General features: G+C 63.4%; 19 protein-coding genes. 7 read left to right on the top strand and 12 right to left on the bottom strand.

Going from position 1 to position 24,862, the window contains the following annotated elements; all coding sequences use genetic code 11:
- Nucleotides 1-27: 27 nt before the first annotated feature.
- The 8 genes from AC1RT2_RS29480 to AC1RT2_RS29445 all read right to left on the bottom strand — a co-directional run bounded on the left by AC1RT2_RS29480 (nucleotide 28) and on the right by AC1RT2_RS29445 (nucleotide 9,795).
- Nucleotides 28-309 carry a cupin domain-containing protein gene (locus AC1RT2_RS29480; RefSeq protein ID WP_493107694.1) on the bottom strand — a complete coding sequence of 94 codons (282 nt, stop codon included), beginning with the start codon at nucleotides 307-309 and terminating at the stop codon, nucleotides 28-30.
- Nucleotides 306-938, bottom strand: a complete 633-nt coding sequence (locus AC1RT2_RS29475) for a class I SAM-dependent methyltransferase (protein WP_493107692.1) — start codon at nucleotides 936-938, stop codon at nucleotides 306-308. Before AC1RT2_RS29475 ends, AC1RT2_RS29480 begins: the two co-directional genes overlap by 4 nt.
- Nucleotides 939-953: 15 nt before the next feature.
- Entirely contained in the window at nucleotides 954-2,213 is a 1,260-nt protein-coding gene (locus AC1RT2_RS29470; protein ID WP_493107690.1) for an MFS transporter, read from the bottom strand.
- Nucleotides 2,213-4,324, bottom strand: coding sequence for a TonB-dependent receptor (locus AC1RT2_RS29465; RefSeq protein ID WP_493107688.1), 2,112 nt, complete (start codon nucleotides 4,322-4,324; stop codon nucleotides 2,213-2,215). The genes AC1RT2_RS29470 and AC1RT2_RS29465 overlap by 1 nt, the downstream gene beginning before the upstream one ends.
- A gap of 120 nt (nucleotides 4,325-4,444) precedes the next feature.
- Nucleotides 4,445-5,272: a helix-turn-helix transcriptional regulator gene (locus AC1RT2_RS29460; protein ID WP_493107686.1), complete on the bottom strand. Its 828-nt coding sequence runs from the start codon at nucleotides 5,270-5,272 to the stop codon at nucleotides 4,445-4,447.
- Between the two features lie 110 nt (nucleotides 5,273-5,382).
- Nucleotides 5,383-6,537, bottom strand: a complete 1,155-nt coding sequence (locus AC1RT2_RS29455; RefSeq protein ID WP_493107684.1) for an FAD-dependent monooxygenase — start codon at nucleotides 6,535-6,537, stop codon at nucleotides 5,383-5,385.
- A 10-nt stretch (nucleotides 6,538-6,547) separates the two neighbouring features.
- Nucleotides 6,548-8,545 (bottom strand): TonB-dependent receptor, encoded by a 1,998-nt coding sequence (locus AC1RT2_RS29450; RefSeq protein WP_493107682.1) that lies wholly within the window; start codon nucleotides 8,543-8,545, stop codon nucleotides 6,548-6,550.
- Entirely contained in the window at nucleotides 8,542-9,795 is a 1,254-nt protein-coding gene (locus tag AC1RT2_RS29445; protein WP_493107680.1) for an MFS transporter, read from the bottom strand. The genes AC1RT2_RS29450 and AC1RT2_RS29445 overlap by 4 nt, the downstream gene beginning before the upstream one ends.
- A 108-nt stretch (nucleotides 9,796-9,903) precedes the next feature.
- Between AC1RT2_RS29445 and AC1RT2_RS29440 the strand changes: the two genes are divergently transcribed.
- From AC1RT2_RS29440 to AC1RT2_RS29420, 5 genes are all read left to right on the top strand, one after another.
- Nucleotides 9,904-10,902 carry a helix-turn-helix transcriptional regulator gene (locus tag AC1RT2_RS29440; RefSeq protein ID WP_493107678.1) on the top strand — a complete coding sequence of 333 codons (999 nt, stop codon included), beginning with the start codon at nucleotides 9,904-9,906 and terminating at the stop codon, nucleotides 10,900-10,902.
- A gap of 5 nt (nucleotides 10,903-10,907) precedes the next feature.
- Complete coding sequence (locus AC1RT2_RS29435; protein WP_493107810.1) at nucleotides 10,908-11,840, top strand: AraC family transcriptional regulator; 933 nt, start codon at nucleotides 10,908-10,910, stop codon at nucleotides 11,838-11,840.
- Between the two features lie 117 nt (nucleotides 11,841-11,957).
- A complete protein-coding gene (locus AC1RT2_RS29430) occupies nucleotides 11,958-14,132 on the top strand; it encodes a TonB-dependent receptor (RefSeq protein WP_493107676.1) in 2,175 nt (724 codons plus the stop codon).
- A 7-nt stretch (nucleotides 14,133-14,139) separates the two neighbouring features.
- Nucleotides 14,140-15,942 carry an ABC transporter ATP-binding protein gene (locus tag AC1RT2_RS29425; protein WP_493107674.1) on the top strand — a complete coding sequence of 601 codons (1,803 nt, stop codon included), beginning with the start codon at nucleotides 14,140-14,142 and terminating at the stop codon, nucleotides 15,940-15,942.
- Nucleotides 15,929-17,695: an ABC transporter ATP-binding protein gene (locus AC1RT2_RS29420; protein ID WP_493107672.1), complete on the top strand. Its 1,767-nt coding sequence runs from the start codon at nucleotides 15,929-15,931 to the stop codon at nucleotides 17,693-17,695. Before AC1RT2_RS29425 ends, AC1RT2_RS29420 begins: the two co-directional genes overlap by 14 nt.
- 79 nt (nucleotides 17,696-17,774) lie before the next feature.
- On the opposite strand, the gene AC1RT2_RS29415 is transcribed toward AC1RT2_RS29420, so the two are convergent.
- The 4 genes from AC1RT2_RS29415 to AC1RT2_RS29400 all read right to left on the bottom strand — a co-directional run bounded on the left by AC1RT2_RS29415 (nucleotide 17,775) and on the right by AC1RT2_RS29400 (nucleotide 22,149).
- The gene (locus AC1RT2_RS29415; RefSeq protein ID WP_493107808.1) at nucleotides 17,775-18,785 is read right to left on the bottom strand and encodes a LacI family DNA-binding transcriptional regulator; all 1,011 of its coding nucleotides are present in this window, start codon (nucleotides 18,783-18,785) and stop codon (nucleotides 17,775-17,777) included.
- A gap of 115 nt (nucleotides 18,786-18,900) precedes the next feature.
- Nucleotides 18,901-19,911, bottom strand: a complete 1,011-nt coding sequence (locus AC1RT2_RS29410; protein WP_493107806.1) for a zinc-dependent alcohol dehydrogenase family protein — start codon at nucleotides 19,909-19,911, stop codon at nucleotides 18,901-18,903.
- A gap of 15 nt (nucleotides 19,912-19,926) precedes the next feature.
- Nucleotides 19,927-20,697: an L-iditol 2-dehydrogenase gene (locus AC1RT2_RS29405; protein WP_493107670.1), complete on the bottom strand. Its 771-nt coding sequence runs from the start codon at nucleotides 20,695-20,697 to the stop codon at nucleotides 19,927-19,929.
- Nucleotides 20,698-20,835: 138 nt separating this feature from the next.
- Complete coding sequence (locus AC1RT2_RS29400; protein WP_493107668.1) at nucleotides 20,836-22,149, bottom strand: ABC transporter substrate-binding protein; 1,314 nt, start codon at nucleotides 22,147-22,149, stop codon at nucleotides 20,836-20,838.
- 254 nt (nucleotides 22,150-22,403) lie between these two features.
- On the opposite strand from AC1RT2_RS29400, the gene AC1RT2_RS29395 reads away from it, so the two are divergent.
- Both AC1RT2_RS29395 and AC1RT2_RS29390 read left to right on the top strand, forming a co-directional pair.
- Nucleotides 22,404-23,462 (top strand): tagatose kinase, encoded by a 1,059-nt coding sequence (locus tag AC1RT2_RS29395; protein WP_493107804.1) that lies wholly within the window; start codon nucleotides 22,404-22,406, stop codon nucleotides 23,460-23,462.
- A complete protein-coding gene (locus AC1RT2_RS29390) occupies nucleotides 23,459-24,733 on the top strand; it encodes a D-tagatose-bisphosphate aldolase, class II, non-catalytic subunit (protein WP_493107666.1) in 1,275 nt (424 codons plus the stop codon). Before AC1RT2_RS29395 ends, AC1RT2_RS29390 begins: the two co-directional genes overlap by 4 nt.
- Nucleotides 24,734-24,862: the final 129 nt, after the last annotated feature.

The raw sequence follows: 24,862 nt of genomic DNA, 5'->3' as shown, positions 1-24,862 counted from the left end.
GCCTGCCTTTGGCTCCGACTGAGGTAATTACATCCGGCCGATGAGCACCAGCCGGCCGGGTTCGATGACGCGGATGGCATGCTCCACGCCGGCGTCGACGACAAGGTGGTCGCCGGGGCCGCAGGGTGTCGTCGTACCATTCATCGTCACTTCGAAACGGCCGGAGACGACGATGGCAAACTCTTCCGCTGCGGCGGCGTGCGCCGGGATATCGGCCTCGACTTCGGCGTCGATGAGCATCATGTCGCCGAGTTTTCCCGTGATGCGGCCGCGGAAGCCGGGGTATTCGACGATGGTTTCGTCACTCATGGTTCCAGGTCCTTGCTGGCGATGAAGAGAAAGCCGGCGCTGGCGACTTCGCTGGTCTCGACCGGCGTCAGGCCTGCGGCCTGCGCCCATTCGATCATGGTTTCTGGCGCGTCGAAGCGCATATTCTTCGCCATGCTCGGGGATAAGCGGGCGATCTGTTCGCGAAAGGCAGGTGGTGCGGTGATGAGCGCCAGCCGGCCGCCGGGTTTCAGCGCTCGGGCCATTTCCTTCAGGCTTTCGAGCGGTTCGGGGAAGAAGAAGAACGCGTTGAGGCAATAGACCTTGTCGACCGTGCTATCCGCAACGGGAAGAGCGGCGGCGTCCGCCTCGTGCAACGTGAGCCGGCCCTCGCGAAGCGCTTGAGCATTCAATCGGCCGGTATTGGCGACCATGTCTGCGCTATGGTCGATGGCGATTGCGCGACAGCCGCCGGCCAGCAGCCGGCGCAGGAAGACGCCACCCCCGCAGCCGACTTCGAGCACGAGGTCGGACGTCTCTGGGGGCAGGTGTCGGAGTGCCAGGTTAAAACCAGCCTTGTGGCCGAAGGGGAAGCGGTAAAGCAGGTAGCCGAGAAGGCCACCCGGCCGCCGCGCGATGCGGTCGACCATGGCAGAGGAAAGCGAAAACATGGAGATACCCTCGGTCTATCGGGTGACGGGAATGGCGCGTGCGGCGCGTGAGACGAAGAGAACGGCGAAGACGAGGGCCACCGCTGCGCCGCCGAAGGTGACGGCATAGCCCGTGCGCCCGGCCAGCCAGACAACCAGCCCGGCAATCACCATTTCACCAAGCACGTTGGCGCTCTGCAGCACGGTGACGTCGGTGCCCGCCTGTTTGCCCGCGCCGCCAAAGGCCATGATGATCGTCGCGGCGGAGACAGCAATACAGCCGCTCGCTACCGAGAGAAGGCCGATCGCCAGCAAGACGGAGAGCCAGCCAGCCGGCAGTATGCCACCGGCGATGAGCCCCCAGGCGGCAAAGGAGGTGGCGGCGAGCATCATACCGGTCCCCATGGCAACCCAGCGATTGCGGGCGGCCAGCGCGCTGCCGAGCGGGCACCCGATGGCGAGCATCACGAAACCGCTGAGCGTGGCGACAAGCCCGGTATCCTGGCTGGACCATCCATTGTCGACTAGGAAAATCCTGCTGACGCTGAGCCCGCCCGCATGGGCGCCACCATAGATGAAGGCGAGCGCCAGCAGGAGGAACACGCCGGGGCGCTTGAACGTATCGGCAAGCCGCGCCCGGCCGCCGTCCTTTGCGGCGCCAGATCGTGCCGGTTCGCGCCAGGAGAGCGCGATTGCCACGGTGAGAAGGGGGAACAGTGCAAGCAGCAGGAAAACGCCCTGTTGTCCCAGCGTATCGGCGACCATCAACACGCCGCCGCCGCCCACCATGAAGCCGGCCATCATGCCGCCGACCTGAAGCGCGTTGGCATAGGCGAGCCCGCGTCCTGCAAGCTGCTCGGCGGCAAGACCGTCCGTCGCCGTGTCTTGCGTTGCGCTCGCAATCGCGCCAACAGCAAGCGCGGTCACGGCCATCCAGAGCCCGGCGCCCTCCAGGGGAAGGAAGGCAAGCAGGATGAGGCAGGCGGTAAGGATCACCTGCATCGGCACGATCCAGCTCTTGCGCCGCCCGAGGCTGGCGTGCCAGCGATTGTCGACCAAGGGTGCCCAGAAAAATTTCAGGATCCAGGGCAGGCCGGCAAGCGGCACCAGCGCGATGACATCGAGCGAGACGCCGCCCTGGCGCATCAGCACCGGCACGGCTTCCATGGAAAGACCCATCGGCAGGCCCTGCGTGAAATAGAGCGCGCCGATCAGCAGGAAGAAGCGGCTGCTGCCGGTTTCGGCGGGAGCATCGCCGGTGGCGGCCAGCGGCATGGTGTTGTCGATCCCGCTCATCACCACACCTTTGCCACGGTAAGGCCAATCGTGCGGCCGGCTGCAGCGACGCCCATGTCGGTGCCGCTATAGCTGAAATAGTTCTTCAGGTAGCGCTCGTCCGTAAGGTTCTTGGCCCACAGGCTGGCACTCCATCCATCCTTCTCGACGCCGATATGGGCATCGACCAGGTGCGTCGGCGCCTGCCGGTACTTGTTGTCGGAGGTGAAGGCGTAGGAGCTGCGGAAGGTGTAGTCGAGTCCGGCCTTCAGCACCGCGCCGGCTTCCAGCTCGCGTGTGAAATTCACGCCGGCGGTGACGCTGTGGCGCGGTGCGAAGGGCAGGTCGTTGCCGGTATAGACCGCGCCCATGATCGTATCGACGAAGTCGTCGTATTTCGCATGGGTATAGCCGTAGCCGGCGCGAAGCCCGATTTCTTCGGTCAGTTGTGCCGTCGCCTCGATTTCAAAACCCTTCGACGTGGCGGCAGCCGCGTTGCGATAGACGCGCGTGAACGGCGTCGTATAGATGACCGCCTGCTGGTCCTTCCAGTCGATGTAGAAGAGCGAGGCCGCCATCGTGAACCGTCCGTCGTCGGAAGTCGCCTTGGTGCCGAGTTCGTAGGACGTGGTGGTTTCGGGATCGTAGCGGTTGGCTGATCCGTCCGCCTCGATGTAGGGGCTGATGCCGCCGGATTTATAGCCTCGGCTTATCTTGCCATAGACGATATTGCCTTCTGACAGGTGATAGGTGAGGGCGGCTTCCGGCGAGAAGTTGGAGAAGGAGGCGTCTCCCTCCGCGCGGCCGGGCGTGCCGAACATAAAGCTGCCGCTCGGCGAGGAGATTTCACTGGTCGTCGACTTGCGGTCATAGGTGTAGCGCCCGCCTGCCGACACCTCCCACTCCGGTGTCACGAAGTAGCCCGCCTCGCCGAACACCGAAAAGGTGTCCGCCGATTGTTCGAAGCCGTCGCGGCTCCAGACACTGCGCGGGAAGGAGACAAGATCGAAATACTGCGTGCCCTCGAAACGCTCGTGCATGTAGAAGAGGCCGCCGCTCCAGCGGAAGACGTCGTTGTCGAGCGAGGAGAGGCGGAATTCCTGGCTGAACTGGCGCTGGGTTTCTTCCTGCGCCTGGCCGATGTAGGGCGTCGCGGTGAAGTCGCCGTCGAGATAGCTCGACATCTCGTGGCCGCGAAAAGCGGTGACGGAGGTCAATCGCACGGTCTCGAAATCGTGGTCGATGCGGACGGAAAGCCCGCCGCTGTCGACGCTGTTTTCCGGTTCGAAATCGTGCGTCGCCTCGTGATCGAAGGCAAGCGGCAGCGGTGCATACCAGAGGCCGCCGTCGCCGCGGTCGCGCGTGAAGTCGCCGATGATCTTCACCTGCGTGCCGTCGCCGACCTCGCCCGTCGCAACGACCCGGCCGGTCAGCAGGTCGGTGTCGCTGACGTCGTCGCCACTGACGAGATTTTCGATATAGCCGCGATTGCCGCTCCAGGCTGCGGACGTGCGCACGGCCCAGTCCGTTCCCTCGATCGGCATTTCGAACGCGGCCTTGAAGCGCGTGTCGAGGTCGGTACCGACCGTTGCGGAGACTTCGCCGCCCGTGGTGTCGCCCGGCTCGCGCGAGATCAGGTTGATTGCACCACCGATTGTGTTCTTGCCGTAGAGAGTGGCTTGCGAGCCGCGCACGACCTCGACGCGCTCGAGGTCTTCCAGGATGAAGGGATAGCCCATCGGGCGGGCGATATAGACGTCGTCAAGGAACATGCCGACAGCCGGCTGCCGATCGACGCCACCGGCAATGCCGAGCGAGGTGACGCCGCGGATGCTGACCGGCCCGCCCTGGCCGTTGAACAGCACATTGGGCGTCTTGAAGGCGGCATCTTCCATCGTGTCCGTCCGGCCCTTGCCGAGTTCGTCTCCGGCAATGGCGGTGACCGCGACGGGCGCATTCTGGATCTTCTCCTCGCGCCGCCGCGCCGTCACGACGATCTGCTCGAGCACCGTAGCCTCGCCGGACGTATCGGCTGGCCGATCCTGCGCATATATCCTGGCGGCATCGAGGAAGACGAAACCCGCCGTGGCGAGAAGGGTGGCAGTACGCAGGGCGCGACGTTTTTTATTCATGACGGATTTCCTCATCTTTCCGCTGGGTCTTCGCATGCACACCACCTTCGGCACAATCAAGCGGCCGTTCGGGATCGGGGCAAAGACGTTCGGGATTCGGACTTCGTGGATTTGGCCGATCTAGCGGGCCTTGCCGGCAATGGTGGTGGGTGCCACGCCAAAGCGGCGGCGGAACTCCGTGGCGAAATGCTGCGGCTGGTAGCCGACCTGCCGGGCGACGTGGGCAATCGAGGTTTCGCCGCCTTCCAGCAGCATGCGCGCGGCATCGAGCCGGTTCGCCTTGACGAAACCGTAGACCGTGGTGCCGAACAGCGCGTGGAAACCCGCGCCGAGTTTCTTGGCATTCGTGCCGACGCGGCGGGCAAGCTCCGGCACGCTGGGCGGCGAAGCGAGTTCGGCAAGCAGGATGCTGCGCGCCTCGTGCAGCCGGGCGATGTCACGCGCCGGCCAGCCCGCATTCGCGCTGCCATGATCAGGCACTACGGCATCGTCGAGAACATGCGCGAGCATCTCCATGGCCTTGCCGGTCATGTAGAGACGACGGGCCGGGCCTTGCAACGGGCAGCCCAGCATCTGCCAGGCGATCCTGCGGGCCACCTCCGGAAGCGCCAGCTGCGGATCCGGCGTCTTGCGGGCAATCAGCGACAGCGTCTCGCCGCCGACCAGCGGCTCTGCCATTTCTTCCTCGATCTGTATGAAAACGGCCGCGACGCTGCCATCGCGCAGAACCACATGCCGGGTATGGACTTCGTCGATTGCGGAAAAGATCGTGCCGCCGCCGCTCTGCCAGAGGTGTTCGCCAAACCCGTCCTGTTGCACGCACAGACTGCCTTCCAGCAACGTGCCGATCCAATGGCCGGGTGGCGTCACGCTTTCCCACACCATCTCCCGCCGGACGGGGGTGGTTTCCAGGAAGATATTGAGGCCGCAGGCGCGGATGATCTCCACGAGGTTCTCCGGGGAGAGGGGTGTCACGGGTTTGCAGACCCGAAACGCTCCATTTCGATCCGGGAACGATCACAATATATGACTATAGTCAAGTTATTTGTGGGGTGGCCTCAATCTATATCCAGCGGTGGCGCCGCCAGCCGGCTTGAGGTGAACCTGATGAAGGGACGGGACAGCATGATCGGCAGGATCCACGACTGAACGCGCATGCCGAAGGTGCTCTGCGGAATGTAGTGACCGCCGATCTTGCGCGAGACCGCCTGCATCTTCGTCACCAGCGGCCGCATCCTGGCTTCATAGTTGTCGAGTGCTTCGACATGGCCCTTCTGCGCGAGTTCGGCAGCGAGGATATAGGCGCCAGCCATGGCGGTGGAGGTTCCCTGGCCCGCCAGGAAGGTCAGGCACCAGGCGGAGTCACCTAGAAGTGCGATGCGGCCTTTCGACCATTTCGGGACTTCGATCTGGGAGACGGTGTCGAAGAACGACTGGTCCCAGTCGATCGCGGTTTCGAGAGCGGACGCGACCGGTTCCGGCCAGTGGCCGAATTCTTCTCGCAGCACTGCGCGTCGGGCTTCGGCATCCAGCCGGTCTGTGCGTTCGTCCCGCCAGCAAAAAAGTGTAGCGGCTGTGCCGTCACCGACAGCGTAGAGACCGCCCTGGTGATCGACATCCATCATGCCGACGAAGCTCGCGCCAAGCGGTTTTGTCAGCGGCACGCGCCAGGCGCTGGCGCGGTAGCCGAGCGGCCGGAGAAACGCTTCGTGGGGGCCAAAGGCAAGCGCCCGCACGCCGCTGCGATAACCGTCGGCACCGACGACGAGGTCGAAACGGTCGCGGCTGCCGTCGGAGAAGGTGACGTCCACGCCTGATCCGTCGTCCTCAAGGGCCGCCACGGTCAACTCGTAGCGGACCGGGCATTTTCCTTCGATGGCGCCGGTGAGGATGCCCTGGAAATCGCTGCGCATAATGGCGAGGAGACGCCCCTTTGCCGCCTTTGCAAGCGTGCGATAGTCATAGGAGAAGAGCTTTCGGCCGTTCCGGTCGAGATGATGGGCCGCGCCGAGCGGCATGGCCTTCGCCCGGAACGCCTCCACCAGGCCCAGGCGCTCCGCCACCAGCCAGCCATTGATATGCAGGCCGATGGAATAGCCGCCGGTGCGGCCACGGGCGGCTTTTTCCACCACGACCGGCTCGATGCCATGCCGCAGCAGGCAGGCGGCGAAGGTCAGGCCCGCAGGCCCGCCGCCGACGATGAGGACACGCATGAAGGCCTCCTCAGAACGTCATGTTGATGCGGCCGCCGATCGTGCGACCCTGGCCGAGTTGGTAAAGGTTGCCAAGGCCGGGATACTGGAAGCCATAGGTCGTGTAGGTCTTGTCGAAGACGTTCGTCACGAAGGCTTCGGCCGTGACCTTGTCGTCGAGCTCCCATTTCACGCCAAGGTCGACAAGCGCGTAGTCCTTCTGGCCGATCGTGTTGGTTTCGTCGAAATAGTGCTCGCTCACATAGGTCAGGCCAGCATAGGGAACGAGCGCGCCGCGGCCGCTTTCCAGCTCGAAGCGATAGTCCAGCATCAAGTTGGCGGTGAATTCCGGCGCGTAGGGCACCGTGTTGCCTGTCAGGTCGGCACCGGGCGTGAAAGGGTTCTTGTAGTCGGTAAAGCGCGTGTGGTTGTAGGCAAGGCCCGCCGTGATGCCGAGTTCCTCGGTGGGTTTTGCGCGAACCTTCAGGTCAATGCCCTTTGCGGTCACCTCGCCGACATTCTGCAGATATTGGAACGGCTGCGCGCCGACGAACATCTGGTAGTCCTTGGTGACGTTGTAGTAGGCGGAAAGCTGTGCTTCCAGCGTGCCGGCCTCGTCGCGATACTTCAGGCCGACCTCACCATTGTAGGTGTTCTGCGGATCGTAGGTGAAGGCGATGTTGGCGGGCGCCACGTTGCGGGTGAAGCCGCCGGCCTTGAAGCCCGTGCTGAGAACGCCGTAGACGCGCCACTCGTCGGTCAGGCCATAGCTCGCGGCGAGCTTCGGCGATAGCGCGGTGAAGGAATTGTCGTCGTTGAGCGTCACGCCACCCGTCGCTTCCGCGGCCGCACGCTCGTAATCAAGGCGCAGGCCGGGCGAGATGTCGAGCCGGTCGGTGGCATGCCACGTCACATCGCCGAAGAGCGCGTAGGAATCGATCTTCTGGTTCGAAACCTGTCCTGCAGCCGGGACGCTCCGCGTGAAATCGAGGTGTTGATAATAGAGGCCCGCCACATAGTCGATCGGGCTGCCCTGGTCCGGATTGGAGGCGATGCGCAGTTCCTGGCTCAGCGTCCATTGTTTTTCCGGCGTATAGCTGCCGAAAATCGTGCGGTCGAGATCGCTCTTCTGGTAGCCGGTCAGGGCGGTGATGGTGGCGAAGCCGAGGTCGTAGGCGGCATTGATACCAAAATTCCAGGTGTCCAGATCGTATTCCGACGGTGCCGGGAAAGCGATGCGGTCCTCCAGCATCGACTCGAGGACAAAGTATTCTTCCGTCGAGGAAACGCGGCCACGTCCGGCGCTGATGGTCACGTCCCACGGGCTGCCGTCCGGCGCATAGCGCAGGCGGACCTGTCCGGTCACGTCCCTGGTGCCACCCACGTCTTCGCCGAGCATGGTCGTATAGGTGTCCTTGTCGTGCAGCAGGGAGAGGTTCACGTCGCTGTAGAGCACGCCATCGATCAGCGGCGTGTTGGCATAGAAGGTGCCGCCGGCCCCCTCACTGGTCATGTCTGCATCGAAGCCGAAACGCTGTTCGTTGTCGGGCTTGCGGGTGACGATGTTGATGACGCCGCCAATGGCGCCACGGCCGTAGAGCGTGCCCTGTGGGCCGTAGAGCAGTTCGGCGCTCTCGACGCTGCCGGGCAAGGCGCGGGTCAGGTTGAAACTGTCCTGCGGCAGGCCATCGACATAGACCTGCGTGCTCGGATTGTAGAAGTCGAGCGAAGCCTGGCCGCGGATGGTGAAGTTGGCATAGGCGCGGCTGGAGCGTGAGCGGATATTCACGTCCGGGAAGATGCGGTCGAGGTCGGCGACCGTATCGATGCCGCGCATATGCAGTTCTTCTGCGTTGGCGATATCGGTGGCGGACGGCAGTAGGAAATAGTCCTCGGTGCGTTTGGTCGCGGTAATGATTATCGGTTCGAGCACCGTCGCCTCAGCGCTGTCCTGCGCCAATGCACTTTGCGGCGAGAGGCTGACAGCGAGGGCAAGAAGGGAAACGCCGGACAAACGGTGACGCATCATGGTTTCGATACCTTTTCTGGGACTGAGTTGCGCCCCCCGTGCCGCGCAGCGGCAAGGGTGCGGGGCGCGAGAAGAATGGCGACAAGGATGAAAGCCGCCGAGGCGGAAAACAGCCAGCCATAGCCGAAGGCCTTGCCAAGCACGCCGGCGACCGAGGCGGCGGCGATAGCAAGGATTGCGTCGATGCTCTGGAGGGCAGCGAAATCTGTCGCTGTCTGGTCCGGATTGCACCAGTTCATCATTGCTGCGTAGAGCGCGACGAAGGAGAAGGCGACGGCACCCACCTGCAGGAGAAGGATGCCGACGGCGAGTGTCGGCGAAACGGTGTTAGCGAACTCGACGACGGCAAGGGCTGCAAGCAGTGCGGCGTTGAGGATCGCGGCAATCACGATCGACCGTGTTGTGCCGGCCGTTTGCACGACGAGCGCACCGAGCGAGGAGGCGATGAAGCCGGCGACGGCCCCGCCTGCACCGCGCAGAAGACCGATCATGTCGAGCGCAATGCCCTTGTCGACGAGATAGGGGCCGGTCAGCGACGATCCCATGCGGATTCCGACCTGGTAGATGACGAGAAAGATCAGCCCCTGTGTAAGGGTTCGGTTGGCGAAGGTGGTTCGAAGGCCAATCCGATGCGTGCCGACCACCCTTTTCTCACGCGGTGCTGCGAGCCCGCTGGACAAGAAGACGGGTATGGTGAGCAGGCAGACAAAGCCTGCCATGGACGCCATGGAAACCGCCCAGCCGGCATGCTGGTAGACGACGAGCCACAGCCCCCCGCCGATCAGGAAACCGAGATAGGCGCCGGCCGTCGAAGCGCCGCTGGCAAGCCCGCGGCTGTCGGCGTCGGACGCCCTCACGGCGAGCGAATCCGTCGCGACATCCTGTGTGGCGGCGAAAACACCCATCACGAGAAGGACGCCGGCGAGCCAGGCCATATGGGTCTGGGGTGGTAGCGCCGTGGCGGCGAGGAAGCACAGAATGATGCCGACCTGGCACACCAGGATCCAGCTGCGTTCGGTGAGGAACCGATCGATGAGCGGTGCCCAGAGGAATTTCAGCGCCCAGGGCAGGAACAGCACTGAGAGATAGCCGATCTGGTCGAGCGGCATGCTGGCATCGCGCAGCACGACGGGTAGTGCCGTCTGCACCATGCTGCCCGTGACGGACTGTGCGGCATAGAGGCCGGCAAGCAGGCCAAGCACGGTCCATGTGGTGGAACGTGCGGCGATATTCGTAAAAGCTGTCGACATTGCCCCTCACAGCGAGTTTCCTGCTCTCAGTAGGCTGTCGCAGAAAACTTGACTATTGTAATCAGGTTCAGCGATATTGCGATCCGGTCCATTATTTTGGCGACACACATGAATCTCAGAGTGGAACAGCGTGCGCTCGCGCAGTCGGATCAGGACGATGTGGTCGTGCTCGGCCCGAGCCCCGCCGATTCGACCTTTTCCGCCGCGTCGACGGAGGGCGCCTACAAGATCCTCGGCGTCAGGCCGGGCCTGACGATTTCCGTCTTCGACATGGTGGTTGGTGCCGATTTCGTCGGCCGCTTCGCGACGGAGCCGTGCGTGGCGATCGATTTTCTGTTCGAGGCCTCGGGCCAGGGCTGGCTGCTCGACAAGGATGCCGAGCACCGGCTATCGTCGATCCCCTATCGGCCGGGACGCATCTACATCATGGTGGCGCCAACCGGGGCGGTCGGGTTCTACGACGTGCCGGTCGCTACCCGGTTCAAGGGCATGGATATCCGCGTCGATATTGCTCTCTGGCACAAGCTTGGCGCCGGCGATGTGCTGGCGAATCTCGACGAACACCATGCCCTGCACATGGCGTCAGGCAACGGCACGTGGGTTGGCGTGCTGCCGGTGCCGCCCGATCTTCTCGCGGTCGCCCGCGCGCTTTTCGACAGCGCGATGGTGGACAGCGACGACCTTGCCTTCGAGGCGCGCGCGCTCGACATCATCAACGCGTCGATCGTCGCCATGCGCCGCACGCAGCCGGCCCAGACCGTGCCGCCCCGCGACCGCCGCCCGCTCCAGCGCGCGCGGGATCTGTTGATCGCCGAACTTGCCCGCCCCTGGACGCTCGACGATCTTGCCCGCGAGGTGGGTCTGACGCAGAAGCGGCTCAAATCGGGCTTCAAGAGCCTGTATGGCTTCGCGGTCTACGCTTTCCTCAAGGAGCAGCGCCTCCTGGAAGCACGCCGGCTGATCGAGGTTGGCGAGATGAACATCACCCAGGCCGCGATTGCCGTCGGGTACAGCAATCCCAGCCACTTCTCGCAACTCTACCTGCGCCGCTTCGGCATGCAGCCGTCCCGCGCGCTTGCGGCGCGGTCCGGGGAGCGCGAGGTGTGACGGATATGGCCAGTGCTGAGGCGCATGACGTTACCCGTTCGCCTGCCGCCGCGGTCGGCACCTTGCCGGAACCGGAGGAAATGCAAGGTGATGCCCGGCGCTGGCGCGAGGTCGGCCCCGGCATGTTCCTCGGTGTCACCGATCTTCGTCTCGATACGCCGCTCGCCTACCAGAGCCATACCTTTCCGGCGATCTGCCTTTCTGTCGTGCTGGAAGGTTTTGCCACCAACACGACGGAGGGCATCGAAGGCGGGTTCTGCCCGGACGAGGTCTGGATCACCTCCACCGGCGAATGCCTGCCGACGAGCATGACGATCCATGCCGATCAACCGGTGCGCGTGGTGGAACTGTTGCTGACGCCCGCCTGGAGCGAGCACAACCAAGCCGCCATGGAGGGCGATCCCACCTATCAGGCCATGCAGCGGGCGATGCGCCAGCCGGTGATGATCCGCCGCCATGCGCTCGACGCGCGGCTTCGCCAGATCGCCTGGTCCGTGTTGAACCCGCCAGCGCACGGCGCCTTCACCAACGTGCATCTCGATGCCAGCGCCATGAGCCTGCTCAGCATTCTGGCGGAAGCCTTTCGTCCCGCCGAGGTGGCCGCGACCGCCAACCTCACGCCGAAATCGCTGGAGCGCATACTGGAAATCCGACGGTACATAGATGCCAATGCCGCGGCTATCGATTCGCTCGTTGCCCTTGCCGCCCGCTTCGCCATCGGCCAAAGCAAGCTCAAGCAGGATTTCCAGCGTGCCTTTGGCACGAGCGCCCGGGAATATCTTCTGGAACGGCGATTGTTGATCGGGCGTAACGCCATCCTGCGCGACGGGCTGAGCATTGCGGAGGCGGCCTACAAGGCCGGCTACCAGCACCCGGCAAACTTCACCTCGGCCTTCACCCGGCATTTCGGCTATCCGCCTAGCCGCTTGAAATCTTGAATGATTTAAAACTGGACAATAATCGTAAGCTTTTTGCCGAAACGCATAAGCCAAGCGCCTCGACCCATCTTCCTCCCGAAACGATAATCCGCGTCGAATTGGGTCCGGGGATTGATCATGAAAACTGCCATAAGGTTCGCAGCCCTACTTGCGAGCACCAGCCTGCCTGTCGTTGCTCTCGCACAGGATGCGACGGAAGCGACCATCCTGAAGCCGATCATCGTTACGGCGCAGAAGCGCGCGGCGGAGAGCAAGGACGTGCCGGCAAGCATTGCGGTCGAGAGCGGCGAGACGCTGGCGCTTCGGAAAACCCGGCGCCGCGACGATGCCATCGCCGCCGAGCCGAATGCGCAGGCCGGTGCCGTAACGGCGAAACTCTATACGTCCTTCACCGCGATCCGCGGCGTCGGCTCCGCTCTGATCGAGAGCGATCCGTCCGTCGGCGTCTATCTCGACGGCGTCGGCATCGGCAGCGCGCAAGCCCATAGCGGCACGCTGCTTGACGTCGATCGCATCGAGCTTCTGCGTGGACCGCAGGGCACGCTCTACGGCCGTAACAACATTGCCGGTTCCGTCAACATCATCTCGAACCTGCCCGATCCCGACCAGACCAGCGGCGAAGTCGGCGTCGAGTATGGCCGGTTCGGTACCATGACGGCGACCGGCATCTTCAATACGCCGATCGGTGACAATGGCTGGGCGGTGCGCGGTGCCATTTCTGCGTCCAAGACCGACGGTTTCCTCCACTCGACGATCAATGGTGAGGATCTCGGCGGTGGCAAGGATGTGCACGGCCGCGTCAGCATAGCCGGTGACCTTACCGACAACCTCGAGTTCCTCGGCATCGTCGATGTCGAGCGTCAGGTGCTGGACGGTGAGATGTTCGGCATGCCGGAAGCGGATTTCCTGAAGGGCAGGAGGGGTGTCGCTGTCGATGATCCGACGCGCATCGAGAGCGATCTTGCTACCGCCTCCGGCCAGTTCACCTACCACCTCGACAATGGCGACAAGGTCGTCTCGATTACTGGCTTCCAGAAAAGCGCGGTAGATGTCGACGGCAATGGCTTTCCGCTCGGCTATTTCGCGGCCTATGACGCGCTTTTCCAGTCCCTCGGCTTTCCGAATTTCCGCTACCGCGCGGACAATCCGTTCGACGGCAGCTATCGTCAATGGTCGCAAGAGGTGCGCTACGTCTCCGAGGACAACGAGCGCTTCAACTGGGTCGCCGGCCTTTACGGCGAATTCTCCGAGGCCTCGCGCACCTATGGCGCCAACAGCACGTTTACCGGTGGCGCGGCGACGTTGTCGACCCGCGGCGATACGGACACGGTCTCGCTCTCGGGCTTTGCGGACGGCACCTACGCATTGAACGACCAATGGAAGGTTTTTGGCGGCCTGCGTATCGGCCATGATCGCAAGTCCTTCGACTACGACTTCACCGCAAATGAGACCGCCGAACTGCTCGGCTTGACCGGGACCTTTGCGCGTGGCTACAGCGCCAGGCTTTCCGAAACCTACGTCACGCCGCGCATTGGCCTGCAATTCGAGCCGATGGAGGGACTGAACCTCTATGGCGGCGTTTCGAGCGGCTACAAGTCAGGCGGCTTCAATTCCGGCTTCGTCGGCCTCGGTGATGAGGGCGCCTATGATTCGGAAAGCGTCACCAGCTACGAAGTGGGTCTGAAGTCCGCGGCTCTCGACGACCGGCTGAAGGTCGAGGCGTCGCTGTTCTACATCGACTGGCGCGACCAGCAGGTGCAAGGTTTCAATGCGCTGACGGGCGCCACCCCGATCTCGAATGCGCCGCAGAGCCGATCCTTCGGCGGCGAACTCTCCGTTGCCTATGATATCGACGAGCACTGGACGCTGACCGCCGGTGCCGGCTACGCGGACGCCACCTATAAGGAATTCCGCAATGCCCGCGCGCTCGACGGCTCCGGCACGGTGGATGTCAGCGGCAACCAGCAGCAGTTCGTTTCGCGCTTCACCGGTTCGGCCGGTGCCGCCTACCAGTGGGAGGCGGGCTTCGACGATCTCGTCGGCAAGGTTGGCGTGAACTATCGCTACCGGTCGAGCTACTATTTCGACGTGCAGAACACGATCAGGCAGAAGGGTTACGGTCTGCTGGACGCCTATGCCGGGGTGGAGAACAACCGTTATGCCGCTTACGTCTTCGCCAAAAACATCGGCGACGTGGACTATCGCACGGTAGCGGTCAATCTCGGTGTCGGGACGCTCGTTTCGCCGGGAGACCCGCTGACGTTCGGCGGCAGCTTCAAGCTCAAGTTCTGAGCTACCGATGGCGAAGACCACGGTGAACACACCCGAAAAGGCCGGGCAAGGTGCCGAGGTTGCCGGCGGCGGAGCCGCTGGCCGCCTATGGGCGCTGACCGAGGGGCACCGCGGCAGGATGGGCATCGTCATCGCGGCCTCGACCTTGGCCGCCGTGCTGGAAACGGCCGTTGCGGCTGTCGTTGCGCTGGCCGTCGGAGCCCTGGTTTCTGGAGATCGCGATGGCGCGATGTTCTGGTCGTTGGGGCTCGTTGGCTCGGTCATGCTCTCCTGTCTCATGCAGATCGTGTCGAACCTGCTGTCGCATCGCGTGGCGATCGACGTACAGGCCGAGACGCGGCTTGCGATCGGCCGGAAACTCTGGTCCGCTCCGCTCGGAGCCGTCCAGAGTTTCGAGGCCGCCGATATCCGTCGCACGCTCATGGAGGATGTCGAGCGCATCGAGGATGGCATCGCCCATCTCATCCCCGATCTCGTTGCTGTCATGATCGTGCCGCTCGTCTTCGGCGTCGCCATGCTGGTCGTCGACTGGCGGCTGGCTATTGCCGTGTTCATGCCGGTGTTCGCAGGGTTTACTGCTTTTTCTCTGATCCTGAGGCGTGATGGTGGACTGTCCGTCCGTTTCGTCGCGGCGCAGGCGGCGGTCGATGCGACCTTGCAGGAGGCGATCCGCATGGTCCCGGTCATCAAGGCTTATGGCATCGGCCCAGGCGATCTGCGCCGGGCGGAGGCGGCCTTCCGGGAGGTGGAGGATGTGGTCGGCCAGTGGTTGGCCTTCGCGGCATCCAGCACCAACTGGTTCTTCCTCACCACCACCTCGACGCTGCTGGTCGTGGCACCGCTCGGCCTCTGGCTCCATCCGATGCCCGACGGTTTCTCCGTCCTCGTCTTTTTCCTGCTTTCCGCCTTCGCATTCTCTTCGCTTGGCGCACGGCTGTTCGGCGCGATGGGGCGGCTGCGCATCCAGCAAGCCTCGCTGGCGCGTGTCGATGCGCTGCTCGGTCTGCCGGATCTCCCCGTTCTCCAGGCGCAGCCGCAAAGCGGGCAGGACGTCCGGTTCGAAAAGGTTGCTTTCGCTTATGGTGACGGCTTTGCGCTGACGGAGATCAACCTCGACATCAGGGCCGGGCAGAGGCTGGCGCTTGTCGGTCCCAGCGGCTCCGGGAAATCGACTTTGGCGCGTCTTCTGCTTCGCTTTTTCGACCCCGATTCCGGCTGTATCACCCTTGGCAACCGCGATATCCGTTCCTTCCCCCAGCAGGACCTTGCCGCGCAGTTTACGGCCGTGTTCCAGGAAACGTTCCTGTTTTCCCAAACCATCCGTGCCAACATCGCAATCGGACGGCCGGGGGCGACAGGGGATGAGATCGTCGCGGCGGCGCGCCTTGCCGAGGTGGATGGTTTCATCCGGTCACTGCCCAACGGTTACGATACGATCCTCGATCGGGGCGAGGGGCTCTCCGGCGGGCAGAAGCAGCGCATCGCGATTGCCCGCGCCATCCTGAAGGGCGCACCGATCCTCGTGCTCGACGAGGCGACGGCCTATCTCGATCCGGACAGCCAGCACGAAATCCAACAGGCGCTGGATGCACTTGCGAGGGGCAGGACGGTGATAGCGATAGCCCATCGCCTCTCCTCCGTGCGGGCGTTCGATCGCATCGTCTACCTAGAGGATGGCCGCATTGCCGAAAGCGGCTCGCATGATGAACTCCTGGCGCGCGACGGCGCCTATGCGCGGCAGTGGCGATCCCATGTCACAGCCCGATCCTTCACCCTTCAAAACAGGACGGACGTTGATGGCGGATCGTGATGCGCTTCTGTCCCTTGGCCTTCGGCTGGACACAGGCTTGCTCGGGCGTATGCTCGACGGGCTGCTGCTCGCTGCACAGCCGCTTCTTGCCGCGGTTTTCCTCTGGCACTCTGCCGACGGCGATCCGGCGCGCTCGGCCCTCTGGTGCGCCGGCATGCTGCTTGCGATCTTCGTGTTTCGTCGCCTGCTGCTCTGGCCCATATCGAGAAGACTCTATGCCGGAGCCTATGGTGGCGGGCTGCGCCTTCGGCGGTTGATTCTTGCGCATCTGATCCGCATGCCGCTCGGCGCATTCCGGGCGATCGCTGGCGGCAAGCTTATCCAGGCCGTTTCGGAAGACGTGCTCTGGCTGGAAAACCATGCATCCTATACGCGGCCGGAGATCGCTGCCAATGCCGCAGTCCTTTGCGTCTGCCTGGCCGGGGCGATCGTCGCCTGGCCAATCGCCGGCCTCGCGGCCATCGCGACCATGGTGGCCGGCTTTGTCATACTTATCATCGCGCAGCGCCGGCTTGCGGTGGGGCTGGAGCGTCGCGCGCAGAGCCTTGCCGGGGCGTCGCTCGCCATGCAGGAGCAGGCGGAGGGCGTATCGGTGCTGCGCGCCTTTGCCGCCGGCGGCGATGTCGGGCATGACTTCGCCCTGAATGTCGCGCGGCTGCGCGACGGTGCCTGGCGCGGCGTCCGGCAGATCACGCCGATCGCCATCCTGTTCCGCATGACCATTGAGATGTCGGCGGCCATTGCCGTCCTCATCTCCATTTTTACCTTTGGCAGTGCGTCAGGCACCGATGCCATCCGGCTGACGGGCGCCCTTCTGCTGATCGTTTCGGCGACCGTTCCGGCCCGAAACTTTGCGACCCTTACCGCCATGCTTGTGCTCGCCCGGATCGGACAGCGCAATATCGCGGCCATTGTTGCTGCACCGCTACCCCGGATGCGCGAGGGCAGAAGCCCCAATACCTTCGACGTCCGCTACGAGAACGTATCCTTCACGCATGCCGGTCGGCAGGCGCCCGCGCTTTCCGGTGCCTCCTTCGAGGCGAGACATGGCGAGATGGTTGCCCTGATCGGCGCCAATGGCAGCGGCAAGACCACCTGCCTGCACCTGTTGATGCGCTTCTGGGAGCCGGACGCCGGCACCATCTTCATCGGTAATCGGGATATCCGGGAGATTGATGACCGGACGCTGGCCGCGATGATCGCCCCCGTCTTTCAGGAGGCCCTGCTTTTCAACGAAACCATCGCCGACAACATCCGTGCGGGCCGCCCGGAGGCATCCGACCTTGAGGTCGAGGTGGCGGCAAAGGCCGCTGCCGTGCATGACACGATCCTGGGCTTCGAGAACGGCTATCGGACGATGGTCGGCACGCTCGGCGCCCGTCTCTCCGGCGGCGAGCGCCAGCGCATCTGTATCGCCAGGGCGATCCTCAAGGACGCGCCGATCGTCCTCCTCGACGAAGCGACCTCCGCGCTCGACCCGGAGAACGAGGAGGCGATCCAACGGGCGATTTCGTCTCTCGCCAACGGTCGCACCCTCTTCGTCATCGCGCACAACCTGCCCTCGATCATCGCTGCCGATCGGGTCATTCTCCTCGGCGCCGGCACGATTGTGGCGAGCGGCACGCATGAAAGCCTGCTGGAGACGTCGCCGCTCTATCGCCACCTGTGGAGCCGTGCGACCGTCACGCAGGACTGGAGAATGGCGGGCACCGATAGTCTTTCCTGTAATGCTGTGGCGCGCGACCTTATCTAGCTGGCGACAGATTTAACGAGTCCTCGCGATCTGCTTTCCCTTCAAGACCTGAGATGCAATTCGGCATTCACCCAGGAAATCAGGCCGACTGCCTGAGCATGAGATCGGATCTCAGCAGAATCTGATCCTTGGCGGTCGCGCCATCGTTCACCTCGCTGAGTTTGCGAAGGAGAAGTTCGATCGCGAGGCGGCCGATCTCGTTGTAGTTCTGCGCGACCGTCGTAATGGGCGGGCAGGCATACCGCGACAAAGGATGGTCGTCGTGACCGGCGACACGGAGGTCGTAGCCGGCACCGTGGCCGATCTTCAAGCCGCGCTGCCAGGCGGCGGCGATGACACCGAAGGCCAGACGGTCATTGGCGCAAAGAATGGTGCGGGAGGCGAGTTGATCCGGCTTCGTGAAGAGGCGGCTTGCCTCCTCGAAGGCGAACTGTTCGAAATCCCAGGTGGTCGTGTCGGCGACCGGCAGGATTCGCGGCTCGACATTGAGGCGTTCCATGGCCTCCCGGTAGGCACTCAGGCGGGTGGCGGCGTTCGTATTGACCTGCGGCATGCCGAAATAGCAGGGTGGTTCGCCGGACCGGCAGAGATAGTCGACGATCAGCCCGAAACTCTGGCGGTTGTCCGTGCCGACGAACGCCGAGGCCTCATCGATCGGAGAATCGACATAGACGAGTGGAATGGCTTCGCCGAGCCGTTCCAGCGTGGTGTGGCGCGAGCGCGTTCCGAGCGGTGCGATGATGGCGCCGGCGACGTTCATCGACTTAAACGTCTTGATTGCGTTGTCCTCCATATCCGCGCGTCCATCTGACGACAGCACGAAGGCAAGGAAGCCCGCTTCATTGGCGATCAGTTCGATGCGCCGCGTCAGCGCCATGTAGAACGGGTCGGCCGAGTTGGGAATGACCACGCCGATGATGTTCGAGCGGCGGCGGTTGAGGTTCACGGCGAAGATATTCGGCCGAAAGCCGGATTTTTTCAACGCTTCCTCGATGGTGTCGCGCGTTTTCTTGCGCACCGAAGACGGGTCGTTGAAGTACTTCGACACCGTGGGCCGGGACAGGCCGACGAACTCGGAAAAATCCTCCATCGTTCTGATCGACTTGGCCAAACGTGTGCTCCCTGGATTCTGATGCACGCCTTCTTAGCTGGCCCCATTTCGGGGGGAAAGCGCAAACTGGAGGCGACAATCGGCAGTTCGGCGATCAGTCGGCGGCAAACTGCACCTTCATCGTGGCGGGGTCCGTCGGCTTCCGTGTAAAGAACGGCAGAACCTCCTCCAGCGTCAGCCGATGCGAGACGAGTTTTGCCATGCTGCCATCATCGCGCTTGAGGATATCCAGCGCATCAGGGATATTGCGGTTCAACGAATGCGAACCGACCAGCTTCAACTGACGGCGAAAGATCTCGAACGGCGCGATAGAGATCCGCGCATCCGGCGCGCAAACGCCGAAAAGCAGGGCCGTGCCACCATCGGCGACAAGGTCGATCATGCCTTCGACGACACGCGCAATGCCGGTGGCATCGGCCACGAAGTCGTAGGAGCGCGTTCTGCTCGAAAGGTCTGCGGAACCGGAGACAATTCCGCCCAGCCCGAGTTCGGCGGCGAAGGCGAGGCGGCTTTCGTTGATATCGGCGACCTTGACGTTTTCCGCACCTTCCGCCTTCAGCGAAAGCGCCAGCAGCAGGCCGATCGGGCCGGCGCCGATGACCAGCGCCTCGCGCGGCATGGGTGCGCCGTTGCGCAGACCCGCGCTGCCGATGCCGTTCACCACGCAGGCGAGCGGCTCCGCGAGAGCTGCGATGTGATAGGGCATGTCGCCGATGCCGTGCAGGTGGTCGGCGCGCACGATGCTGTATTCGGCAAAGCCGCCATTGTGCGACACGCCATAGGCCTTCAGGTTTTGGCAGAGGTTCGATAGCCCTTTCCGGCAGGAAGGACAGGTGCCGCAGGGCAGGTTCGGATCGACGGCGACCCGGTCTCCAACGTGAACACCGGTGACATCGGCTGCAATCGCCTGAACCTCACCGGCAAATTCATGGCCCGGCACAAGCGGGAAGGCGCCGTCGCCATAACGCGCGTGCAGCACATCGATATCCGTGTGGCAGAGGCCAGATGCTCGGACCTTGACCAGGGCATGGCCGGGGGGAAGATCGCCGACCGGCAGATCGGCAAGGCTCGCTTCGCCCTTGGCGGTGAAGTGGATCGCTTTCATGTGGCTTGCCATGGCTCAGCTCATCCAGTTGCCGCCGTCGACATTGTATGTCTGGGCGAGAATGTAATCGCTGTCCTTCGAGGCGAGGAAGACGGCGAGACCCTTGATGTCATCCGGCGTCGCGAACCGGCCGATCGGCACGGACTGCGCCACCGCCGCCTTCTTCTCGCCCGGCCTCAGCCCTTCCCACTCGGCGAATTTCGCATCGACGATATCCCAATGTTCGCCGTCGACCACGCCAGGCGCGATCGCGTTGACATTGATGCCGTGCTTGACGAGAGCAAGCGCCGCCGACTGCGTCGCGGAGATGATGGCGGCCTTCGACGCACAATAGAGCGTCACCAGCGCTTCGCCGCGCCGGCCGGCCTGGCTTGCCATGTTGATGATCTTGCCGCCGCGCCCGCGCGCGATCATCACATTCGCCACCGCCTTCATCGTGAACAGCGGGCCTTTGAGGTTCACGTTGAAAACGCGGTCGTAACTGTCTTCGGTGATCGCCTGGATTGGCGCCATGTCGAAGATCGCCGCGTTATTGACGAGGATGTCGATGCCGCCGAAGTCTTTGTCGACCTGCTTGATCACGGCTTCGATGTCGGCAAGGTTCGTGACGTCAAGCTTGACGGCAGTCGCAGCAGGACCGATGGAAGCGGCCGCTTCGCGCGCGCGCTCGAGATTGATGTCGGCAATGACGACCTTTGCGCCCTCGGCGGCGTAGGCTTCCGCGAAGCCGAGGCCAATTCCGCGCGCGCCGCCGGTGATCAGGGCAATCTTGTCTTGAAGTCTCATGTCGGTTCTCCATCCCGTCGTCAAAACGGGCTGTGGTGGCGGTTCTGTTGATCGAAAACTTTTTTGATGCGGAGAGGCCCGGCGCCGAAACGCCAGGCCCCCCGGGAGGGCCCGCGGGCAAGCCGCAGGCTGAACCCGTTACTTGATGTAGCCGGCGCGCGTCATGTCGCGCTCGACCTGCGTCTGGGCCGCTTCAAGCGCGGCATCGACGGTCTGCTGGCCGGCGAGCGCTGCGCTGACCTGTTGACCAACGAAGGTGCCGATCGCCTGGAACTCCGGAATGGCGACGAACTGCACGCCGGTATAGGGCACCGGATCCTTGGTCGGCTTGGACGGATCGGCCGACAGGATTGCCTGCAATACGGTTTCCGCGAACGGTGCCGCCTTCTGGTATTCCGGCAGCGCGTAGGTGGATTTGCGTGTGCCCGGGGGCACGGCAACCCAGCCTTCGCTCTCGCCGACCATCTTCACATAGTCCTTGGAGGTCGCCCATTTCAGGAAGGACTTGGCGACGTCGGCTTTCTGCGAGGTTGCCGGAATGGCGAGGTTCCAGGACCAGGACCAGCTCGATCCATTCGCCGTTTCTGCGATCGGCGAGCGCGTGAAGGCGATCTTGTCGGCGACCTGGCTCTGCTTGGGATCGTAGACGCGACCCGCGGCGGACGTCGCGTCGATCCACATCGCGCAATGGCCGGTCGCAAACAGGGTCTGGTTCTCGTTGAACCCGTTCGCCGTCGCACCCTGGGGGCCGTATTCACCCAGAAGGGCAACGTAGTCAGTGATGGCTTTCTTCCACGGCTCGGAATTGAGCTGCGGCTTCCAGTCCATGTCGAACCAGCGCCCGCCATAGGCATTCACCATCGTGCCGAGGAAGGCCATGTTCTCGCCCCAGCCCGGCTTACCGCGCAGGCAGATACCGTACTGCTGCTTGGACTTGTCGGTGAGTTTGGCCGCGTATTCCTTGATCTGCTCGTAGGTCGGCTGATCAGGCATGGTGAGGCCGGCTGCGTCGAACAGATCCTTGCGATAGAGCGTGAACGAGCTTTCGGTGTAGAACGGCACAGCATAGAGCTTGCCGTCGACGGTCAGCCCTGCCTTGATCGGCTCCAGAAGGTCGGCATAGTCGTAATCGTCGCCGAGATCGTCGACCGGCGCCAGCCATCCTTGCTTACCCCAGATCGGCGCCTCATAGCCGCCGATGGTCATGATGTCGAACTGGCCGCCCTTGGTGGCGATGTCGGTCGTCACGCGCTCACGCAGGACGTTTTCTTCCAACACGATCCAGTTGATCTTGTTGCCGGTTTCCTTCTCCCAGGCGGCAGACAGCTTCTGCATGATGATCATGTCGCCGTTGTTCACGGTGGCGATGCTGATTTCCTCCGCCTGTGCCAGGCCGGGGAGCAGGCCCAGGCCGACGGCAGACGATGACAGAATGCAAATAAGAGTCCTCATAGTCCGTTCCTCCTTTACGGATGTCCACGCATAAAGCTACATGCGTAAAGTTTTTATCCGGTATGTTGCGGGCGAATGTCAAGAGAATTATCGGGTGTCGGTAGGCGCCTATTTTCTGATTGTGGCATAAGTATCTGAAAAATATCGCCTAAATATAGTGCGCCTGCTGCACTGCATGATGACGTTTGCTGCGTTGCCGCATTGAACAATGGCATAAATTAATTTACGCGCGTAAAGTTATGTTGACTTTTGCAATGCAAGGCCGTTATCTCTCATGCAGTTGGTGGAGTCGTTTCGGCGGCTTTCATGCGGGAGAGAAAGCATTGGCTACAAAAAGCACATTGGCGGCGGAGGTTTTGGGGCCGACGGTCACGGTCGGTGAAATCCTAGTTGAGATCATGGCGACGACGATCGGCGCCGGGTTTCTGGAGGCCCAGCCGCTTCTGGGCCCGTTCCCGAGCGGCGCCCCTGCCATTTTCATCGACCAGGTGGCGCGTATCGGTGGTGCTGCGGGCATAGTCGCCGCCGTGGGTGACGACGATTTCGGCACGCTCAACGTGGAACGGTTGCGGGCCGATGGCGTCGACGTCTCGGCGATCGCTACGATTGCCGGCAAGCCGACAGGCAGTGCCTTCGTCCGCTATCGCAACGATGGCGCACGCGATTTCGTGTTCAACATTGCGTATTCGGCGGCCGGCGAAACGAGCATGACCGAGGCGGCACGCACACTGATCGCGCGGGCGGGGCACGTCCATGTCATGGGCTCGGCCTTCGCCATTCCCGGCATTGCCGAAATCCTGGTGGAAGCGGTCCAAGCAGTAAAGGCGCGCGGCGGCTCGGTTTCCTTTGATCCGAACATCCGCAAGGAGCTTGTGCAGGACGGTGCGGGCCGCAAGCTCATCGATGACATGCTTGCGGTGACCGACCTGCTGTTGCCATCCGGTGACGAATTGCTGGTTGCGGCCGGTGCTGCGACGGAAGAGGCTGCGGTGCAGCACCTCCTCGGCTTGGGCATCGGCGAAGTCGTGCTGAAGCGCGGCAGTGACGGGTCTACCCATTTCAGCAAGGTCTTTGGCCGTGTCGACTGCCCGGCTTTCACGGTTGAGGAGGTCGACCCGACGGGCGCGGGCGACTGCTTCGGCGCAGCCTATCTGACAAGCCGGCGTGCCGGCCTGCCGCCCGCCCGGGCGCTGCTTTACGCCAATGCCGCCGGCGCCCGCACTGTCACCAAGCAGGGGCCGATGGAAGGTGTTTCCAACAGGGCGGAGCTTGATGATTTCATTGCCGCTGCGGGCCGGGAGCTGACAGCATGAAGAACGTCCTGATGGGCCTTGCCGCCGCCCGGCATGCGGGTCAGCCTTATGGAATTCCCTCCATTTGCTCTGCGCATCCCGTTGTGCTGCGTGCAGCATTGCGGCGCGCCGCAAAGAGTGGCGGGCCGGTGCTCATCGAGGCGACCTGCAACCAGGTCAACCAGTTCGGCGGGTATACCGGGATGACGCCTGCCGATTTCGTCGCCTTCGTCGGGCAGATCGCCGGCGATGAGGGTGTGCACCCCGACCAGATCATTTTCGGTGGCGACCATCTTGGTCCCAATCCCTGGCGCAAGGAGACGGCGGAGGTCGCGCTTGCGAATGCGGCAGGCATGATCGAAGCCTATGTCGCAGCCGGTTTCGGCAAGATTCACCTCGACGCCTCGATGGGCTGCGCCGGCGAGCCCGCCGCCCTCGACGACAGCACCGTGGCGGAGCGCGCCGCCGCGCTCTGTGCCGTTGCGGAACGAACGGCCGCCCGTGCCGGACTGCCGGCTCCCGTCTATATCCTCGGCACGGAAGTGCCCGTCCCGGGCGGCGCGGACCACGTATTGGCGACGGTCGAGCCGACGGCGCCGGAAGCGGCCCGCGAGACCATTGCCGTGCATCGTGCGGCATTCGCCAGGGCGGGGCTCGCCGAGGTCTTTGCGCGTGTCATCGCTTTTGTCGTACAGCCGGGTGTCGAGTTCGGAAGCGACAATGTCATCGCCTACGATCCGCCGCGTGCCGCAGCCTTGAGCAGCCTTCTCGACGACGAGCCGACGTTGGTTTTCGAGGCCCATTCGACGGACTACCAAACGGGCAATGCGCTGGCGGCCCTGGTCCACGACGGCTACCCGATCCTGAAGGTTGGGCCGGGTCTCACCTTCGCCTATCGCGAGGCCCTGTATGCGCTCGACCTCGTCGCGTCGGAACTGGTACCCGGTTACGGCGAGCGTTCCCTTGCCAAGGCCATGGAGGCGCTGCTGACGGAAGCGCCCGGCTATTGGATCGGCTATTACCACGGTGATGCCACGGCGCTGCGCGTCCAGCGCCATTTCAGTTACAGCGATCGTATCCGTTATTACTGGACGCGGCCGGAGGCGGAGGCTGCCGTGGCGAGATTGATGGGCGTGCTTGACGGTGTGCGCATCCCCGAACCGGTGCTACATCAGTATCTGCCGCAGGTTGCCCCGCAAGAGGGCCAAAGGGCCGAGGACATTCTGGTTGCCGCAGTGGACCGGGTGCTCGCGCTCTATGAACGCGCGACCGCTGCCAGCGTTCGCGGCTGAAAAGACGCACCGACGGCTTTGCCGCTCGTGTGCCGGTTGGGAGGAGGAAAACATGGCGACTGCGAACACGCGTGGATTGGCGCGGCTGATGTTGGCGCCCTCGGTTGGGTTGTTGTTGGTTTGGATGAT

This window comes from Shinella sp. GW821-FHT11G07, from assembly GCF_058808115.1.
The sequence above is the reverse complement of the archived record's forward strand: the minus strand, read 5'-3'. Positions and strand labels throughout refer to the sequence as shown.

What these genes read in the sequence shown, in the direction of transcription:
- AC1RT2_RS29445 (WP_493107680.1), bottom strand. Translation starts at nt 9,795, where the DNA reads ATGTCGACAGCTTTTACGAATATCGCCGCACGTTCCACCACATGGACC.
- AC1RT2_RS29435 (WP_493107810.1), top strand. Translation starts at nt 10,908, where the DNA reads ATGGCCAGTGCTGAGGCGCATGACGTTACCCGTTCGCCTGCCGCCGCG.
- AC1RT2_RS29425 (WP_493107674.1), top strand. Translation starts at nt 14,140, where the DNA reads ATGGCGAAGACCACGGTGAACACACCCGAAAAGGCCGGGCAAGGTGCC.
- AC1RT2_RS29400 (WP_493107668.1), bottom strand. Translation starts at nt 22,149, where the DNA reads ATGAGGACTCTTATTTGCATTCTGTCATCGTCTGCCGTCGGCCTGGGC.
- AC1RT2_RS29465 (WP_493107688.1), bottom strand. Translation starts at nt 4,324, where the DNA reads ATGAATAAAAAACGTCGCGCCCTGCGTACTGCCACCCTTCTCGCCACG.
- AC1RT2_RS29475 (WP_493107692.1), bottom strand. Translation starts at nt 938, where the DNA reads ATGTTTTCGCTTTCCTCTGCCATGGTCGACCGCATCGCGCGGCGGCCG.
- AC1RT2_RS29455 (WP_493107684.1), bottom strand. Translation starts at nt 6,537, where the DNA reads ATGCGTGTCCTCATCGTCGGCGGCGGGCCTGCGGGCCTGACCTTCGCC.
- AC1RT2_RS29450 (WP_493107682.1), bottom strand. Translation starts at nt 8,545, where the DNA reads ATGATGCGTCACCGTTTGTCCGGCGTTTCCCTTCTTGCCCTCGCTGTC.
- AC1RT2_RS29415 (WP_493107808.1), bottom strand. Translation starts at nt 18,785, where the DNA reads ATGGAGGATTTTTCCGAGTTCGTCGGCCTGTCCCGGCCCACGGTGTCG.
- AC1RT2_RS29405 (WP_493107670.1), bottom strand. Translation starts at nt 20,697, where the DNA reads ATGAGACTTCAAGACAAGATTGCCCTGATCACCGGCGGCGCGCGCGGA.
- AC1RT2_RS29470 (WP_493107690.1), bottom strand. Translation starts at nt 2,213, where the DNA reads ATGAGCGGGATCGACAACACCATGCCGCTGGCCGCCACCGGCGATGCT.
- AC1RT2_RS29440 (WP_493107678.1), top strand. Translation starts at nt 9,904, where the DNA reads ATGAATCTCAGAGTGGAACAGCGTGCGCTCGCGCAGTCGGATCAGGAC.
- AC1RT2_RS29410 (WP_493107806.1), bottom strand. Translation starts at nt 19,911, where the DNA reads ATGAAAGCGATCCACTTCACCGCCAAGGGCGAAGCGAGCCTTGCCGAT.
- AC1RT2_RS29430 (WP_493107676.1), top strand. Translation starts at nt 11,958, where the DNA reads ATGAAAACTGCCATAAGGTTCGCAGCCCTACTTGCGAGCACCAGCCTG.
- AC1RT2_RS29395 (WP_493107804.1), top strand. Translation starts at nt 22,404, where the DNA reads ATGCAAGGCCGTTATCTCTCATGCAGTTGGTGGAGTCGTTTCGGCGGC.
- AC1RT2_RS29390 (WP_493107666.1), top strand. Translation starts at nt 23,459, where the DNA reads ATGAAGAACGTCCTGATGGGCCTTGCCGCCGCCCGGCATGCGGGTCAG.
- AC1RT2_RS29420 (WP_493107672.1), top strand. Translation starts at nt 15,929, where the DNA reads ATGGCGGATCGTGATGCGCTTCTGTCCCTTGGCCTTCGGCTGGACACA.
- AC1RT2_RS29480 (WP_493107694.1), bottom strand. Translation starts at nt 309, where the DNA reads ATGAGTGACGAAACCATCGTCGAATACCCCGGCTTCCGCGGCCGCATC.